Here is a 17,083-nt window from a genome sequence, read left to right on the forward strand (position 1 = left end):
ATGCCATCATTAAAAGACCTGATCAGAAGTGTAACCCCACCCGCTATCTTAAAAATATATCGCGGCCGCAAAAACAGCCCGCATACGGGCATGTGGCATGGCAATTACCCGTCGTGGCAGCAGGCGGCGGCTTTATGTGATGGTTACGACGATAAATTAATTTTAGAGAAGTGTAAAAATGCATTGCTGCAGGTAAAAAATGGCGAAGCGGCTTACGAGCGCGACAGCGTTGTTTTTGATGAGGTGCAGTACAGTGAGCCGCTGATTGCAGCTTTACAAAACCTTGCCTCAGCAAATGGCAAGCTATGCGTACTGGACTTCGGCGGCAGCTTAGGCAGCACTTACTTTCAAAATGCCGGGCATCTTAAACATGTTAAAAACCTGCAATGGTGTATTGTAGAGCAAGGCCATTTTGTGGAATGCGGAAAAGAATATTTTGAAAGCGGACAGTTAAAGTTCTATGCCTCTGTTGAAGAATGTATGCAAGAGCAAAAGCCGGATGCATTATTATTGAGCAGCGTGCTGCAATATTTACCAGAACCCTACCTATGGATAAAAAAGCTGATCGCTTTAAATATCCCCGATATTATAATTGACAGGACAAGCTTCATACAATCACCCGCTGTAAGCCGTATAACAGTACAAAACGTTCCCCCTGAAATTTATGAGGCCAGTTATCCCTGCTGGTTTTTTAACGAACAGGAATTTCTAAAGGCTTTTTCGGCAACATACAGTATCGGGGATGATTTTGACAGCTTTGCCGACCCCGCCCAAACGAGCCACGATGGGCTGAAGATGTACTGGAAAGGGTATATATTGAAACACCGCAACTAATTGCTTCATTTCGCTACTTATTTCGACATTAATTATTTATCAAGAGGCTCAGCCTTATTTGATTCACTGAAAAGGCATTCGTCGCGGCCATTTATCCTGCACATTTTGGCGCTTGATGAAATCGTTTCGGGTTACTTTAATGAAAATAAAACCGATGGTATTTCGGTTATCCCGCTTGCCGCGATCGAAGCTTACTTCCCCGAGTTGCAGCAGGCCAAAAGTAACCGGTCAATAATTGAATATTACTTTACCCTTAGCCCCTATTTGCCCCTGTATATACTTAACAAAGTGGCAAACGTTAGCCAGGTAACCACGTTAGACGCCGATATCTATTTTTTTAACGACCCGGCCATTATTTTTGAGCAGTACAAAGATGCCTCGATACTGATAACACCGCATAATTTCAGCAAAAACCTGCAGCACGTGGCCATACACGGGAAATATAATGTAAGCTTTCAATCCTTTAAAAAAGACGAAGCCGGTCTAAGCTGCCTAAACCATTGGCGGCAACAATGCTTTAACTGGTGTTATGATACTTACGATGAAGCGAACAACCGCTTTGCAGACCAGAAATACCTGGACACCTGGCCGGCGGAATTTGACAAGGTTGCCGAAATTAAAACCCCGGGTGCGGGCCTGGCGCTTTGGAATATCGACAATCACGATTTTAAAATAGTTGACGGTAAAATAACGGTTGATCATCAGCCGCTTATTTATTATCACTTTCACCATTTAAGGGTATTCAATAAAAATTTCGCCTTTAACGGGTTAGAGCATTATGGGGTAAAAAAAAACACCAGGGGCTTAAAACGCATCTACCATATCTACCTTAAAGCGCTAAAGTCATTTACCGACAAGGCAAATACCGATATTAATACGCTTAGGTATAACAATCATTTAAACAGCAGTTTTTCACAAAAGCTAAAGAGCCCGCAAGGTTATTGGTTTTATAACAACTATGTTATTGTGCATGTAAACCCGCATCGTAGATTTACAAAAATAAAACGTGCGCTAAGATCACTATATGGCCCAACTAATTGACCTGGTAACCTATACCGATACAAGGGGCAACCTTACTGTTCTGGAACGGGTTATCCCTTTTGATATTAAACGTGTTTTTTATATATACGGGGTAGACGAATCTGTAAGGGGCGGGCACAGGCACCATACCACTGTGCAAGCGGCAGTATGCCTGCAGGGCACCTGCACCATTTATAATAATGATAGTGTCAAAGAGGAAGAGTTCGTGCTGAATTCGCCTTCCAAATGCCTGATACTACATCCCGAAGACTGGCATAAAATGTATAATTTTTCGGCAGATGCCATATTAATGGTATTTGCATCAACGTTTTTTGATCCGCAGGACTACATTTATCAACCCTATGAATAACATCGTCGAGTACGAATCTTTAAGCAAGGTAAATTCTTTTTTTGAAGATGATTACCGGGATGCGTATAACGATGTATTAAAAGCTGGCTGGTATATTTTGGGCGAACAGGTATCCAGTTTCGAAAAGGAATTTGCAGACTACTGCGGAACAAAGCATTGCATTGGCCTTGCCTCGGGACTTGATGCCATCACCCTATCTCTTAAAGTTTTAGACCTCCCTGCCGGCGCCGAGGTTATTGTACCGTCAAATGCTTATATCGCCTGCATATTGGGTGTTATAAATGCAGGCTGTAAACCGGTTTTAGTTGAACCGGATATTAGCAGCTATAACATCGATCCGCTTAAAATAGAAGCCGCAATTACCGGCAAAACAAAGGCCATACTGGCGGTACACTTATACGGCAAAATGTGTAACATGACCGCCATAACCCGTATTGCGCAAAACTATGGGCTGCACGTAATTGAAGATTGCGCCCAGGCCCATGGCGCCGAACACGCTGGCAAAAAAGCCGGCAACTGGGGGATTACGGGTGCGTTTAGCTTTTACCCCACAAAAAATCTGGGCGCACTGGGCGATGGCGGCGCCATAACTACCAGTGATGATGAACTGGCCGAAAAACTAAGGAGCCTGAGGAATTACGGCTCAAAAGTAAAATACTATAACGACCATATTGGCTATAACTCGCGGCTGGACGAATTACAGGCGGCATTTTTACGCAAAAAGCTAACTAAACTAAACGATATTAACAGGCACAAGAACGAGCTTGCAAGCATCTATTTCGATAAGTTAAAGGACAGGTTTATAAAACCAATTATTGAAACCGCGAACAAAGATGTGTTCCATATATACAACATTCGCTGCGATATGCGCGACCGGCTCAGCGCTTATTTGAAGGATAAAGGGATACTTACGGAGATACATTACCCCATACCGCCTCATAAGCAGCAGGCGTACCAGCATCTTTTTAAGGGTCAGGATTTCCCCTTATCCGAACAGATCCACGCCACAACCTTAAGCCTGCCCATATCTTACTGCCATACGCCGCAGCAGATAAGTTACGTAGCCGACTGCATAAACAGCTTTGCATAATTTGAAGTTTTCGATACTCACGCCATCATACAACAGCGGTAAATATATCGGCCGTGCCATCAACAGCGTGCTGGCACAAGACTACAAAAACTGGGAACACATTATAGTAGACGGCGCTTCGCAGGATGGTACGATTGAAATACTGAAACAATACCCTCATTTAAAATGGGTATCCGCCCCGGACAAAGGGCAATCTGATGCCATGAATGAAGCTTTTAAGTTATCGTGCGGCGACATTATCATGTACCTGAATGCCGATGATGAATTAAAACCCCATGCTTTACAAACCATCGCGGAAGCTTTTGCAGGCAATCCCGATGCAGATATGGTTATCTGCGACCTTGAAATTGACCACTCGGGTGTTAAAACGGTTAACAGCCCGGCAACAACCCTTAAGCAGGTGTTAAATTACTGGCCGCCCGTTTTTCCGCTTAACCCCGTTTCGTACGCGTATAAAAAAAGTTTGCAGCTCAAGGCAGGCCTGTTTCCGTTAAAAAACCATTACAGTATGGATTATTGGTTTTTACTGCGCGCGTTTTTGAAGGCTAAAGTTTTAAAGATAAATTTTGTGTCGGGAATCTTTTATTTTGATGGCCGTAATAAATCGGCAGATGCAGGTAATGCTAAGAAATGGCTAAAAAAGGTTCAGCGGGGCTTTTTATACAGGTATTTTTATCAGCCAGAGGTGTTAAAATACCTGGGCAGAAAAATTTACAACCGATCATTTGAAAAAAAACATCCTTTTTGTTTCTAACGATGCCGCCCTAATGGGAGCGCCAATGGTGCTGCTGCATCTTATAAAATGGCTTAAAAATAATACCGACGTAAACGTCCACGTATTGCTTAAGGATGGCGGCCCTTTACAGCCTGGCTTTGAAAACCTGGGCCCTACCAACGTATGGCAACCGGGCCGGCTGTCGTCATCTGTTGGCAGGCGTTTTGTTTCCATGTTATTAAAACTAAGCGGTAAGCGCGGCTTGTTCATCCCGTTCCCAAAAAGCTTAAAGCAACAAAAGTTCGATCTTGTTTATCTCAACACTGCCGATACCATGCACATGGCGCCTATGTTGAAAAACATATACAATTGCCCGGTGATTGCGCATATTCATGAGCTTTCGTATTCTATAAACGCTTATTTTCCGGATTCCTTCAATAAGGTCAATACAGCCGTAACAGATCATTATATAGCAGCCAGCAAAAGCGTTTACGATAATATGGTTAATAACCTTCCGGTGCCGGCGCAAAAGGTATCGGTGTTAAACGAATTTATCGCTATCGACGAGATATCGCGGCCTACTCTTACCCCTGCCCAGGCAAAAGCCGAACTTTCTTTAAACGATGAGTTTGTTGTAGGCGCATCGGGCATTGCGGGCTGGCGCAAAGGCACTGATATTTTTTTGCAGCTTGTGCGGTTGGTAAACAAAAAGCTGCCGGATGGCAATATAAAATTTGTTTGGGTTGGCCATCAGTCAAACGAATCGAGGGCGCAGGCTGTCTACGAAACGGATAAGTTTGGCCTAAAAAACAAGATCATCTTTACAGGCCGTAAGGCAGTCCCGCAAAACTATTACCAACTGTTTAACCTGTTTGTGCTTACCTCGCGCGAGGACCCTTTCCCGCTGGTTTGCCTGGAAGCGGCGGCATTACAAAAACCCATTTTTTGTTTTAAAGGCACCGGCGGAATACCCGAAATTATTACGCCCGATACGGGGCAAACCTTTGATTACGGTGATATTGATGCCATGGCAAATGCTATTATTGAAGCATACCGGCAACCTGAAAAAGCTGCGCAGGCGGGCAAAAACGCGGCCGAAATGGTGAAAAAATACGATGTGAATATTATTGCGCCGCAAATATTTACTTTGATAAACGATGTTATAGCAGACAACAAATGAATACCCGGCTAGCCATAGTCATACCTGCATATAAGATCAAATTTTTTGACGCGGCGCTGGCGTCTGTAGCCAATCAAAGCAATAAAAATTTTAAAGTTTATATCAGCGACGATGGCAGCAAGGAAGACATTAAAGCGGTGGCCGAAAAGTACGCCGGGCGGCTGGATATTGAATACCTTCGCTTTGAGGACAATGCTGGCAGTTACGACCTGGTAAAACACTGGAACCGCAGCGTTGAACTGGCAACCGAAGAATGGATATGGCTCTTTTCGGATGACGATATCATGTCGCCCGGATGTGTTCAGGCGTTTTTTGATGCTTTAAAGGCCACTAATGAACGCCATAACATATACCGTTTTAATATAGAAATGATCGATGCTGATGGCCGGGTCATTTGCGTTAAAGACCCTCACCCCGAATTGGAAAGCGGTTTCGACTTTTTACAAAGGAGGCTTCAATCCAGGTCGTTAAGCGCTGCGGTTGAATATATCTTCAGGAAAGATGTATTCAAATTGAACAACGGTTTTGTGAATTTCCCCAAAGCCTATTGCTCAGACGATGCTTCGTGGATAACATTTACCGGCGAAATACCGATTTATACCATCCGCCACGAAACAGTATCTTGGCGGGCAAGCGGCGTTAACATCAGTTCGGCAAAAGAATTTGCCTGCTCAAAAGCATTGGCTTTGCTGCTGTTCGTGAAATATATTGTTAAAAGGTACCCCTCGCAAAAAATGGCGCTTTTACAATTAGCCCGGCCCTGGTTTTTTGAAAACCTGGGTTATATAAATGGCAAATTAAGCTTCGCCGAGATCAGGCGCATATCAAAACAGTTTAACGACACCTTTGAAACCAAAAGCGGTTCGTTCAAAGAGATAACATTGTTTCATTTGCGCCGCACCCGTTTAGGTGGCATACTCTACAGATGGTTAAAATTTTAGCCCTGCGCGAAAAATTTGAGCACATGAGTGTATATAGCGGCTATGATGCCCTTTATCATCATATGTCACCTATGGCCACTGTCGATTCTGTATACTGCAATTTTAAAAAGATGTATCCGCGCGGTGTGGGCCGGCTGCTGGCCGCTACCGCAAAGCTCATCGGCAAGTCGGGTTTTTACAACGCTCAATCGATAGAAGCCGAGTCTAAACTGCTGCTAAAGTCTGTCAGCAAAAACTATGATGTTATTCATTATACGTATGGCGAGCCTTACTTTGGCTTGGGTGCGTCGGTCAAAAAATTGATCAGTTCTCCTGTTGTAATCACCGATCACCAGCCTGTATCCTGGTGGGAAACCAACAAAGTACTCTATAACAGGCATGCGTGTGCCGATAAGGTTATTACCCTATCTGAATATGACCGGGACCACTTTAACAGCGTTAATACCGGCAAGGCTGTTTGCATTCCGCATGGTGTTGATACGGTCTTTTACAAACCATTAGAAACGATTGATAAAGACAGGCCATTCAGGGTAATATTTGCCGGCCGTTACTTGCGCGATACGGTTACCCTGGCTACTGTGGTTAAAAAGCTTTCGGCATCATCATTAAACATCCGGTTTGATATTGTGTACCTGGATAAGGCAAGCGTAACAGAGCAACATCTTACCGAAATGATGGCCCTGCCTAATGTGGACTGGTATGCCGGGATCTCAGAACATCAGCTTTTAAGTTTGTACCAGCAGGCCGATTGCTGCCTTATCCCCCTGCTTGATTGTACGGCAAATAACGCTGTTCTGGAGGCACTTGCCTGCGGGTTACCGGTTATAGCTACAGATCTGCCGGCCATACACACGTATCTCGACAGCGCTGTATCAATACTATGCCGCAGCCAAAACGCCGACGACATGTGCGACGCCATAAACACCTTGTACAGTAACCCTGCCCTATTACAACGCATGGCCTTAAAAGCGCGTGAAAAAGCAGTGGATAACTTTAGCTGGCAACTTATTGCCCATAAAACAACCGGGCTTTTTAACACTTTACGATGAAAAACCTTATCCTTACCGTTCTTCATCACTACAGTTACCCGGTGGTCGAGCCGTTCATCAGGTCGTTAAAAGCAACCCGGTACGATGGCGACCTGGTGATATTTGTATCTGCAAGTACTTCAAAAGCCACAAAAAGGTTGTTGGCAAAACAAGGGGCAATATTAATTGAATTTAGTACCACCTATCCTTTCAATGACAGTTACACTGCAGTTTTTGAGGATATTTCGCCCGAAATAACACTTAACAACTACCGTTTCCTTTTTTACTTAAAATACCTGCAGGATAACCCCGGTAAATATGGAAATGTAATGCTGACTGACATCCGGGACGTGGTGTTTCAAAAAAACATTTTCGACGGCATAGCTCCTGATAAGATATACTTCTTTCTTGAAGACGCCTCAGAGATATTCCGTACATCAAAGCTAAATTACAACTGGAGCTTGCTTGCCAACGGGCCGGAAGTTACCAATAAAATGATCAACGAGAATGTAAGTTGCGCCGGTATTGTTGCAGGCAGTGGCATACACATCATAAGTTACTTAAAATATATACAAACCCGGTTAAAGTTCCGGGCCGACCTGCATTGGGGGATTGACCAGGGCTTACACAACGCGTACATATACACACAGGCCAATCCAAAAGCAATGGTAATACCCAATACACAGGCGTTGGTTTTAACACTTGGGGCTTGCAGCACATTTAAACAGCTTGCCAACGGCGACATAGTAAACGGCCGGGGCGAGCCCTACCATGTAATTCATCAGTACGACAGGTTTGGCGATCTGCTTATGTATTTTAAAGAAAAGTATGTTGGCAGCAGGCTGATGCAAAAATTCAAAAAGGTGTTATTCGCTATCCTCCCATAACGTGACGGCGCTGAAACTATTTATTAAAAGACTGCTGATAGGGATTTCAAAGTTGCTTAACAGCAACAGCGGTTCCTTGTATTTACCAGCAGGCAGGATAAGTTTCGACCGGTTAAAACGGGATCACGGGGTTTTATATCAGGATACAGTAGAAGGTTATACACGCAAACCGCCGGTAACCATTGGCGGGCTTCATAAAGCCTTCAAAAGAAACCTGCATGAGCCGCCCCGGCAAACTTTTGTTATGCAAGGCATCGGATGGTATGTGTGGGGTAACCAGGGCGCGGTGATCACCGACGATCATTATTTATTTGAAGATGTATCGCGTGAGTTCGATAACCATATTCATTCCATTTTTAACCAGTTTAAACTGACGCCCCCGAGCAAGGTTGATGAGTATTGCGCAGTATTAGCAGCCTCGGGCAGCTTTGTTTACTACCATTGGATGTTTGATATTTTGCCAAGGATAGCTATTTTAAAAAAAGCTGTCAATCTAAGCGCCATCGATAAATTTATTATCAATTACTTTCCAAACCCTTACCAAAACGAAACTTTGGTCCGCGCGGGTATTGACGATACAAAGGTCATCGCGTCAAACGATCACTGGGGTTTTCATGTGCGGGCAAAAAAGCTGCTGGTGCCGTCGCTGGCATCGGCCAATAACCGGCCGTCGTTGCGGGCATGCTTATACCTGAGAGAATTGTATGCAAAAGAGATGAATAATGGCGGGGCACCGGTAACCATTTACATACAAAGACCGCACGGCAGAAAGATAGTGAACGAGGACGAAGTCCTCGCCTTTTTGACCCCGTTTAAAGTGGAGATTATACACCCCGAAAAACTTTCAGTGGCACAACAGGCGGCGCTTTTTGCCCGCGCAAATATGGTGATAGGCGCGCATGGCGCCGGTTTAACAAACATTGTATTTTGCAAGCCGGGCACAACCATCATTGACCTTTTCTCGGCCGAGTGGGTAAACCCCTGCTACTGGATAATTGCAGAGCATCTTGATCTAAGATACGGCTACCTTGAAGGCGAGCGCATAAAGGGAGACGGTAAAGGTAAAAGGGCCGATATCAGGGTAAACGTAACCAAGTTAAAAAACCTGTTTGCAAAATTAGAAATAGCACATGCCGGATAGCCATTACAAGTTGAAAATAGAAAAAGAGTTGGCAGCGGTACTACCGGCCCACCGCGAAAGGTTGGTGGCCAAAGGTGTAAAACTGCCCTTGCCCACGGTACCCAACCCGCACGAAGGATTGCTGGCTGTATTACCGCGGATATATGACAAAACCGGCTGGCCGTGGCAAACCGAGGTAGATAGCGGAATATATAATACGCAGGTACGCTGGCCAAAGCTCACCATCGTTATCCCATCGTATAATCAAGGAATGTATATCGAGGAAGCGATACGTTCTGTGCTGCTGCAAAACTATCCCAGCCTTGAACTTATAGTAATGGATGGCGGCAGTAACGATAATACCAAAACCATATTAGAAACTTATTCGCCGTGGATAAGTTATTGGCAAAGCCATCCCGATGGCGGCCAGGGGCAAGCCATAAACATGGGTTTTAGCATTGCCGGCGGCGATTATTACGGGTGGTTAAACAGCGATGATTTTTACAACTTTAAAGGATTGTTTGTATTAGCGACAGCTATCATACGTTCGGGCAGGTCGTTCTATTATGGCGATGCGCTGCAGGTGAATAAAAACAGCGTGGTTCAGCGTTACTGGAAGGCTTATGTGGTTAAGGATGCATTTTTAAGATTTGGCGGCCTTATTGCCTCCCATTCCGCGTTTTGGAAGGCATCTGCAAACAAACCCATTTGGGAGGCTATGAACTGCAATGTTGATGGAGAGTTATGGATAAGGCTGGTAAAAGGGCAGAGCAAAAAGCATGTACGCTATCCTATTGGTACTGTGCGGCTTTATAGCGACTCAAAGTCGGGCGATGCAAGGTGGAAAGACAAATGGCGTGAAGACGATATGAACATAGAGAAGCTACATGGTAAGCCGCCGGCAGCCCGCTCGGTCATATACTATTTTAACCGCTACATACAGATGCTTTATAAAAGTCTTTCGAAACCGGCGACTGTAAGGTGAACTTAAAAGACCAGTTAAATAAGGCCGCAGCACCATTGGTATCGATAATTATCCCCGTATATAATGCCGAGAGGCACATTGCCGAAACCATTCAATCGGCATTAAACCAATCATGGCAAAATATCGAGGTAATTATTGTAGATGACGGTTCTACGGATAGCAGTGTGGGTATTGCAAAAACATTTACGGATACCCGTATAAAAATTTATCAGCAAGCCAACAAGGGGGCAAGTGCGGCGCGGAACTTTGGCCTTAAACAGGCGGGCGGAAAATACATACAGTTTCTGGATGCCGACGACCTTTTAAGCAGCGATAAGATTGCTGCGCAGGTAGCTTTAATGAACAATAGCGATGAATTTATAGCGGTTTGCAACACCGTTCATTTCATGGACGGTACAGACCCTTACCGTTCACCTCCAACAAGGGAGTGGTATAATGCCAATTGGGATGACCCTGTCGACTTTTTATTGAAGCTTTATACGGGCCCCGAAGTAATGCCCGGCTACGGCGGGATGATTCAGCCAAATGCCTGGTTAACGCCGGCCGCCCTTATCAAAAAAGCCGGTTACTGGAACGAATTTAAATGCCCCGACGATGACGGTGAATTTTTTTGCAGGGTTATTTTAGCTTCGCAGGGCGTAAAGTACAGCCCTGCCGGTATAAACTACTATCGTAAGTATATCAAAGGCACATCATTATCTGCGCAAAAAACTGCGGAGGCTTTTGAAAATACATTTTTAGCTATCGAGCTGAAGTATAGCTATTTAAAAGCACGCTTCGATAACAAACTGCTCGACAGGATTTTTGCAAGGCATTATTGGGAATTGGGCGTGGCCAGTTATCCTGCGCACATGGCCATCTCAAATAAAGCTATCAAACGGGCAAAGAAGTTTGGCTACACGGGCCCAAAATATGTTTCAGGAAAATTCAGCATGTTATTGAGCAAAGTGTTAGGCTGGCGCTTTGCCAAGCTTATAAGTTACATCAGGCACGGCGGCTAAGCAATGTTCACCATTAAACGATATGCTAAGGCAATCACACGAAGGGTTAATAACTTCTTTTCGAGCCTGGTGTCCAACTTTACTTTGTTTAAAATAGATAGCGTTTACGGGTATCAGGATCATCCGAAAAACGTTATCTCCTTCTGTTTATTTGGCAGCAATGCCAACTACCTGAATAATGTAGATGCGTGTTTAGCAAGTTATAAGCAGCACTTCGAAGATTGGGTGCTGCGGGTTTATGCGGCGTATGACATTCCTGCCGATATCCTCGAAAAAATAAAGCGGTACAACTGCGAGCTGTTTGTGATGCAAAGCGGTGGTTTTGATTTCCGGTACACCTTTTGGCGCTTTTTGGTATTAGATGATCCGAATGTATCACGCGCGCTGATCAGGGATATAGATTCAGTAGCATCGGACCGGGAAAAGCAAATGACCGGCGACTGGATCGCGTCCGGAAAAAAAATGCACATCATCAGGGACCATCCTTTTCACACGGAATTGATAATGGCCGGTATGTGGGCGTTGGAAACAAAAAACATCGGTCAAAACTTCAAAAGCAAAATGCTACGCTTTACAAAAAGCAACAGGTATGCCATAGATCAGGAGTTTTTGAAAAAAATATATCACAAGCACTTCCCTGATGTTTTAGTGCACGATGTATATAAAAGGTTCAATCAGGAAGAACCGGTGATCATACCGCACAACAGCTCGGGCTTTTACGTCGGTGAGATCAGTTTTGACCATCCGGCAAAACAAGCCTATCGGGACCAGGTAAAAGCGTTATATAAGATAGATGCAAGCCTGTAAGTGAATAAAAACGTTTTAACCATAGCCACCGGTAAGCCCCTTTTTGTAGATATGGCTGTAAATCTCGCGCGCTCGTTTTTACACTGGCACCCGGTGTCTGACATAAAATTTCACCTGGTTACAGACCTGCCCGATTTAATTCCGGCAGACGTAAAAAACAAGATCAACCGGATACAGGTAACTCCCGGCGAATTGGGGCCGGCCTTTTCGGCAAAGCTGCATCTGGACAAGTTAGCACCCGAAGGCCAAACCCTATTTATAGACAGCGATTGCCTTATATTTGAGGAGTTGACGCCATTGTTCAGTCGCTTTAAAGGGCGTGCGGTATCTGTAGCAGGTTCATACATATCACATGGGGAGTGGTTTGGCGATGTAGAGGACATTTGCAGGCAGTTTAACGTACCCCATATACCTAAATTCAACGGCGGTTTATACTATATCGAAAAAGGCGACAAAGCAACTACAGTTTACACCACGGCCCGCAAATTAGAGAAGGCGTATGACGAGATTGGCTTTGTAAGATTACGTAACCGCCCTAATGACGAGGTTATTATGGCCCTTGCCATGCAACTGCACGGACAAATGCCCCTAACCGACGATGGAACGATGATGAGCGACCCGCAGGCTTGCCCCGGCGGCTACCGGATAGATGTGATTAGCGGAAGACGTGAGCTTATAAATCCCCCACTGCCAAACCCGTTACACCAAAGCTGGTATCCGTTTGAAAAAGTTTCGCCGGCAATTGTGCATTTTCTGGGATATTATACCCAGCATTATCCTTATAAACGGGAAGCTTACCGTCTGGCAAAAGCGTCGTTAAATAGGCTAAACGTTGTATCGGAGATGGTTGCATTAGTGGGCATCCAATATCCTGCTCAATTAAAAAATAGTATTAAAGATTTATTCAGACCGGTTTACCGGGCGCTGTTTGGCACCCGCGGGGTTAAACCCTCGGATAGGATAGTTTAATGGACGTAAGCGTAATTATACCCGCGTATAACCGGCTATGGTGCCTGCCGCGCGCTATTAACAGTTGCCGGCATACAAAATGCCGAACAGAAATCATTGTAGTAGACGACGGCAGCACCGATGGTACCTGGGAATGGTTAAAAGATCAAACAGATATAGTGGCCATAAGGCAGGAAAACCAGGGCCAAACCAAGGCAATAAATAATGGTTTCCGCGTTGCGAAAGGCGAGTATATACGCTTTTTAGACAGCGATGACTTTCTTTGCGCGGATACGATTGATAGGCAGTTTAATAAAGCGGTAACCACAAAGGCCCGGTTAATTTGTTCGCGGGTTGATTACTACGATGAATCGTTAAAAGCGATTACCCAGGCACCCGAAATTACTGATTGGGAAGATTTCTTAGAGATACAATTAGGGAACGGCTACGGCAGCCATTTCTTAGGGATGTTATTTCATCGCAGCCTGGTCGAAAAAGTGCCGCGCAGGCCCGATTTTGCCTATCGCGAAGACCGGATGTTTTTATTGGAAGTTGCTTTACTGAAGCCTGAAATGGCTGTTTTGGAAGGATGCGCGGGCTATTGGGTACAACATCAACAACAAATGCAGGGTAATTATAACCACGCGCGCATGAAGGCGGTAAACGCGCAGCATTTAGGTATCTATCAAAAAATATTAGCGGAACTGGATAGCAGAGGCCAATTAAAACCGGAGTATAAGAAAGCAGCGTGCACAGTGCTATGGCCTTTGGCACACTGGATAGCTAAATACGATATAGCTGCAGCCAACCGTGTGGTAAAATGGTTGTATGAGCTTGATCCCGAATTTAACATTCCCGAGCGCGGCCTTCTCGGAATGATGTACAGCAAACTTGGGTTCAACATCACTGAAAGGCTTTTGCGCGTGAGGCGCATCATAAAATACGGATGGAAACAAAGCCCCTGAATATTTTTTACGAAGAACCAGACCCGGACCGCTGGGTACCGTTTGACCGTTACCCACGCAGGGCCATTCGCAGGCTTATACGCGGTAAGCAACGTCCCGGCGGGGTAGCTATGGTTGCCATAAATCTGATGGAAGGGCTTAAACGCCTGGGTATCCCCTACCGTTTTAACGATTATGCGTACATAAAAAAACATCCCGAAGAGATTGCTTGTATTATTGGGAAGCCGCATATTTTATTCGAAAAAAAGTGGCTTAACCCCGTGATATTCGGCGCCGGTATTTACTCGCACCCGATAGAGTGCCCCGATCTGTTTGAGCGATATCCAAACGTTAGATACGTGCTGGTACCGGGTGAGTGGATGCGGAAAATGTTTGAGCCGTACTATCAACAAAAGGTATTGGCCTGGCCGGCAGGAATAGACACCGAATTATGGAAGCCATCTTCCGGCGAAAAACGAACCGACTTTTTAATTTACGATAAAACCCATGGCCGGCATAATACCGCCATTATTGACCCAACTTTAGCCCTGCTCCGTAAAAATAATTTAAGCTTTACCATTATCCGATACGGCGGTTATACCCAGCAACAGCTGCTCCAGAGCCTGAACAATTGCAAAGCAGCTATATATATATCTGAGAGCGAAACTCAAGGACTTGCCTACCAGCAAATACTGGCCACCAACACCCCGATATTAGCCTGGGACCGGGGCGGTTACTGGCTTGACCCCTATTACTATCCTGATAAAGTGAAATTTGCGCCCGTAAGTTCCGTGCCTTATTGGGACGAACGGTGCGGTGTAAAATTCACCTCCGCAGCCGATATTGAGGAAAAGCTGGGCATTTTTCTCGGCAGCCTATCAAGCTTTAAACCACGGGATTATATTCTGGAAAATTTAACGCTTGAGCAATGTGCACGGAAGTATATGGACATTTATAACACAGTGACCGCCGAACTGAAATGAGGATACTGCTGATCATGAATCCCGGGATACCTGTGCCCCCGCTTTTATATGGGGGCATCGAGCGTATTGTTTACCTGTTGGCCGAAGAGTATCATAAACAGGGGCACCAGGTTACCCTGCTTGCCGGAACAGGCTCGCATTGCAGCGGCACTACAATTACTTTTGGGGCCGATAATGCAAAACGATCTAAAGTTGCCGGCTATCAAGAAATTTTATTTGTATGGAAGTTTTTGTGGGGCAACCACCAAAAATTCGATCTTATCCACAATTTCGGCAGGCTGATATATCTTTTGCCGGTAATTAACAAACCGGTACATAAGATCATGTCGTATCAGCGCGAAGTATCAGTGAAGGGGATAAAACTGATAACTTCGCTCCCAGTCAAAAATTTAGTGTTCACCGGGTGCAGCAACTATTGTGTATCAACAGGTAACGTAAGCGGTAAATGGGCTACCGTTTATAACGCCGTCAATTTTTCGGAATACAAATTAACCGAAGAATTTGACGAACACGCCCCCCTTATGTTTTTGGGGCGGCTGGACAAAATTAAAGGCCTGCATACCGCTATCGAGGTTGCTAAGGCCACGTCGTCAAAACTATGGATAGGTGGCAACATCCCATCTACCGCTGATAATTATGCCTATTACAAAGAAATAATTGAACCGCAGATAGATAATAAGCAGGTAATATACCTTGGCGAACTAAACGACCGGCAAAAAAACAATTACCTGGGAAAAGCGAAGGCGCTTTTATTCCCCATTGAGTGGGACGAGCCATTTGGTATCGTAATGATAGAAGCAATGGCCTGCGGTACGCCCGTTATCGGGTTCGATCGCGGCGCCGTGCCCGAGGTTGTAGATGAGGAGGTTACCGGTAATGTGGTATCTACCAAAAATCAAATGATCGAAGCTGTTGGTAAACTCGGCACGATAAATCGCAGGGCATGCCGGGAACACGCACGGGACAGGTTTAATATCGGTAGGATAGCCCGAGCTTATCTTGAATTAACCGCAAATAATATTGGCCGCTAAGATAGTTATCATAACATCCGGACAGCCCTCGTTAAACCCCCGGATGGTTAAAGAAGCTGATACACTCGCCCAACACGGGTATGATGTGCTGGTAATTTATGCTTACTGGAACCATTGGGCCACCAAAACCGACGAGCAGTTACTTGCTTCCAAAAAATGGAAAGCCGTAAGGGCCGCCGGGCATCCCGATCAAAATGCTGTCACTTATTTTATAAGTCGCGTTATATTCAGGGTGGCTGCCGCGCTGGCAAAAAAATTCAGGTTAAGGTACTTTGCCGATGCCGCCGTTGCGCGCGCAAGTTATTTTTTGCAGGTCGAAGCCAAAAAGCACCACGCCGATCTATATATCGGGCATAACCTGGGCGCTTTGCCCGCTACAGTAAAGGCAGCAAAAAAACATCAAAAGCCCTGCGGTTTTGATGCGGAAGATTTTCACCGTAAAGAAGTTACCGATGACGAGACCGATGCTGATGTGATTTTAAAAACCTGGGTAGAAGATAAGTACATCCCCCAGGTAAATTATTTAACCGCGGGCAGCCCGCAGATCGCCGCTGCTTACCGGCAGCTTTATCCTTTATCCAACCCTCAAACGTTGTTAAATGTGTTCAATAAAATGACTTTAACAGCCGGCAATGATAAAAATGATGCCACCCCGATCAAACTGTTTTGGTTTTCGCAAACGGTTGGCCCCGGCCGTGGCTTAGAAAATGTTATAGAATCGTTAACTATGCTTGATGGCGGTTTCGAGCTGCATCTGTTAGGTTATTGCGATAACCGGTTTAAACAGCAATTGCGCGATCCAGGCTATTTGCATTTTCATGCGCCCGTACACCCGGATGAGCTGCCTTTTTTTGCATCGCAATTTGATATAGGGCTGGCAACCGAAACCAGCACGCCATACAACCGCGATATTTGTTTAACTAACAAAATATTTACCTATATGCAGGCGGGGCTTGCAGTGGTTGCCAGTAACACTACTGCCCAAACCGCGTTATTGAGCACCTATCCTGCTGTTGGTAAACTGTATCAAAATACCGCCGCCCGGTCTTTGGCCGATGCGCTTTTATTTTATCAACAAAACCGGCAAGCGCTTAAAGAGGCGAAAGAAGCTTCGATACAGGCCGCCCATGAAAACCTTAACTGGGAAACGGAAAGCAAAAAATTTTTAACGATCATAAAAAAAACCATTACCGCTTGAA

18 protein-coding genes are annotated in these 17,083 nt (G+C 45.1%); all 18 read left to right on the top strand.

All coding sequences use genetic code 11. The features are described 5' to 3' along the window. The 18 genes from HDC91_RS06750 (at nt 1) to HDC91_RS06835 (ending at nt 17,082) form a co-directional block, all read left to right on the top strand. Complete coding sequence (locus HDC91_RS06750) at nt 1-834, top strand: TIGR04325 family methyltransferase (RefSeq protein ID WP_183549664.1); 834 nt, start codon at nt 1-3, stop codon at nt 832-834. A gap of 105 nt (nt 835-939) precedes the next feature. Beyond that, nucleotides 940-1,875 carry a glycosyl transferase gene (locus HDC91_RS06755; protein WP_183549667.1) on the top strand — a complete coding sequence of 312 codons (936 nt, stop codon included), beginning with the start codon at nt 940-942 and terminating at the stop codon, nt 1,873-1,875. Further along, complete coding sequence (locus HDC91_RS06760; protein ID WP_183549670.1) at nt 1,859-2,224, top strand: FdtA/QdtA family cupin domain-containing protein; 366 nt, start codon at nt 1,859-1,861, stop codon at nt 2,222-2,224. The genes HDC91_RS06755 and HDC91_RS06760 overlap by 17 nt, the downstream gene beginning before the upstream one ends. Further along, nucleotides 2,217-3,314 (top strand): DegT/DnrJ/EryC1/StrS aminotransferase family protein, encoded by a 1,098-nt coding sequence (locus HDC91_RS06765; protein WP_221262120.1) that lies wholly within the window; start codon nt 2,217-2,219, stop codon nt 3,312-3,314. Before HDC91_RS06760 ends, HDC91_RS06765 begins: the two co-directional genes overlap by 8 nt. A 1-nt stretch (nt 3,315) precedes the next feature. After that, the gene (locus HDC91_RS06770) at nt 3,316-4,068 is read left to right on the top strand and encodes a glycosyltransferase family 2 protein (RefSeq protein ID WP_183549673.1); all 753 of its coding nucleotides are present in this window, start codon (nt 3,316-3,318) and stop codon (nt 4,066-4,068) included. Next, nucleotides 4,040-5,209 carry a glycosyltransferase family 4 protein gene (locus HDC91_RS06775; RefSeq protein WP_183549676.1) on the top strand — a complete coding sequence of 390 codons (1,170 nt, stop codon included), beginning with the start codon at nt 4,040-4,042 and terminating at the stop codon, nt 5,207-5,209. The genes HDC91_RS06770 and HDC91_RS06775 overlap by 29 nt, the downstream gene beginning before the upstream one ends. Further along, nucleotides 5,206-6,150 (top strand): glycosyltransferase family 2 protein, encoded by a 945-nt coding sequence (locus HDC91_RS06780; RefSeq protein WP_183549679.1) that lies wholly within the window; start codon nt 5,206-5,208, stop codon nt 6,148-6,150. The genes HDC91_RS06775 and HDC91_RS06780 overlap by 4 nt, the downstream gene beginning before the upstream one ends. Beyond that, nucleotides 6,135-7,199, top strand: a complete 1,065-nt coding sequence (locus HDC91_RS06785) for a glycosyltransferase family 4 protein (RefSeq protein WP_183549682.1) — start codon at nt 6,135-6,137, stop codon at nt 7,197-7,199. Before HDC91_RS06780 ends, HDC91_RS06785 begins: the two co-directional genes overlap by 16 nt. Further along, nucleotides 7,196-8,065: a hypothetical protein gene (locus tag HDC91_RS06790; RefSeq protein WP_183549685.1), complete on the top strand. Its 870-nt coding sequence runs from the start codon at nt 7,196-7,198 to the stop codon at nt 8,063-8,065. The genes HDC91_RS06785 and HDC91_RS06790 overlap by 4 nt, the downstream gene beginning before the upstream one ends. 1 nt (nt 8,066) lies before the next feature. Beyond that, nucleotides 8,067-9,206, top strand: a complete 1,140-nt coding sequence (locus HDC91_RS06795; protein WP_221262121.1) for a glycosyltransferase family 61 protein — start codon at nt 8,067-8,069, stop codon at nt 9,204-9,206. Further along, nucleotides 9,196-10,170 (top strand): glycosyltransferase, encoded by a 975-nt coding sequence (locus HDC91_RS06800; RefSeq protein ID WP_183549691.1) that lies wholly within the window; start codon nt 9,196-9,198, stop codon nt 10,168-10,170. The genes HDC91_RS06795 and HDC91_RS06800 overlap by 11 nt, the downstream gene beginning before the upstream one ends. Then, complete coding sequence (locus tag HDC91_RS06805) at nt 10,167-11,171, top strand: glycosyltransferase family A protein (protein ID WP_183549694.1); 1,005 nt, start codon at nt 10,167-10,169, stop codon at nt 11,169-11,171. Before HDC91_RS06800 ends, HDC91_RS06805 begins: the two co-directional genes overlap by 4 nt. A gap of 3 nt (nt 11,172-11,174) precedes the next feature. Next, nucleotides 11,175-11,978, top strand: coding sequence for a hypothetical protein (locus HDC91_RS06810; RefSeq protein WP_183549697.1), 804 nt, complete (start codon nt 11,175-11,177; stop codon nt 11,976-11,978). Then, nucleotides 11,979-12,947 (top strand): hypothetical protein, encoded by a 969-nt coding sequence (locus HDC91_RS06815; RefSeq protein WP_183549699.1) that lies wholly within the window; start codon nt 11,979-11,981, stop codon nt 12,945-12,947. After that, nucleotides 12,947-13,891 carry a glycosyltransferase family 2 protein gene (locus HDC91_RS06820; RefSeq protein WP_183549702.1) on the top strand — a complete coding sequence of 315 codons (945 nt, stop codon included), beginning with the start codon at nt 12,947-12,949 and terminating at the stop codon, nt 13,889-13,891. The genes HDC91_RS06815 and HDC91_RS06820 overlap by 1 nt, the downstream gene beginning before the upstream one ends. Further along, nucleotides 13,873-14,853: a glycosyltransferase gene (locus tag HDC91_RS06825; protein WP_183549705.1), complete on the top strand. Its 981-nt coding sequence runs from the start codon at nt 13,873-13,875 to the stop codon at nt 14,851-14,853. Before HDC91_RS06820 ends, HDC91_RS06825 begins: the two co-directional genes overlap by 19 nt. Beyond that, on the top strand, nt 14,850-15,884 hold the full coding sequence (locus HDC91_RS06830; RefSeq protein ID WP_183549708.1) for a glycosyltransferase family 4 protein: 1,035 nt from the start codon (nt 14,850-14,852) through the stop codon (nt 15,882-15,884). Before HDC91_RS06825 ends, HDC91_RS06830 begins: the two co-directional genes overlap by 4 nt. Next, on the top strand, nt 15,874-17,082 hold the full coding sequence (locus HDC91_RS06835) for a hypothetical protein (RefSeq protein WP_183549711.1): 1,209 nt from the start codon (nt 15,874-15,876) through the stop codon (nt 17,080-17,082). The genes HDC91_RS06830 and HDC91_RS06835 overlap by 11 nt, the downstream gene beginning before the upstream one ends. Nucleotide 17,083 lies beyond the last annotated feature (1 nt).

Origin of the sequence: Mucilaginibacter sp. AK015 (genome assembly GCF_014200785.1) — a bacterium.
Taxonomy (GTDB): domain Bacteria; phylum Bacteroidota; class Bacteroidia; order Sphingobacteriales; family Sphingobacteriaceae; genus Mucilaginibacter.

Excerpts from the sequence above, each read along its gene's own strand:
- HDC91_RS06750 (WP_183549664.1), top strand. The coding sequence starts at position 1 with ATGCCATCATTAAAAGACCTGATCAGAAGTGTAACCCCACCCGCTATC.
- HDC91_RS06760 (WP_183549670.1), top strand. The coding sequence starts at position 1,859 with ATGGCCCAACTAATTGACCTGGTAACCTATACCGATACAAGGGGCAAC.
- HDC91_RS06765 (WP_221262120.1), top strand. The coding sequence starts at position 2,217 with ATGAATAACATCGTCGAGTACGAATCTTTAAGCAAGGTAAATTCTTTT.
- HDC91_RS06780 (WP_183549679.1), top strand. The coding sequence starts at position 5,206 with ATGAATACCCGGCTAGCCATAGTCATACCTGCATATAAGATCAAATTT.
- HDC91_RS06785 (WP_183549682.1), top strand. The coding sequence starts at position 6,135 with ATGGTTAAAATTTTAGCCCTGCGCGAAAAATTTGAGCACATGAGTGTA.
- HDC91_RS06790 (WP_183549685.1), top strand. The coding sequence starts at position 7,196 with ATGAAAAACCTTATCCTTACCGTTCTTCATCACTACAGTTACCCGGTG.
- HDC91_RS06800 (WP_183549691.1), top strand. The coding sequence starts at position 9,196 with ATGCCGGATAGCCATTACAAGTTGAAAATAGAAAAAGAGTTGGCAGCG.
- HDC91_RS06810 (WP_183549697.1), top strand. The coding sequence starts at position 11,175 with ATGTTCACCATTAAACGATATGCTAAGGCAATCACACGAAGGGTTAAT.
- HDC91_RS06820 (WP_183549702.1), top strand. The coding sequence starts at position 12,947 with ATGGACGTAAGCGTAATTATACCCGCGTATAACCGGCTATGGTGCCTG.
- HDC91_RS06825 (WP_183549705.1), top strand. The coding sequence starts at position 13,873 with ATGGAAACAAAGCCCCTGAATATTTTTTACGAAGAACCAGACCCGGAC.
- HDC91_RS06830 (WP_183549708.1), top strand. The coding sequence starts at position 14,850 with ATGAGGATACTGCTGATCATGAATCCCGGGATACCTGTGCCCCCGCTT.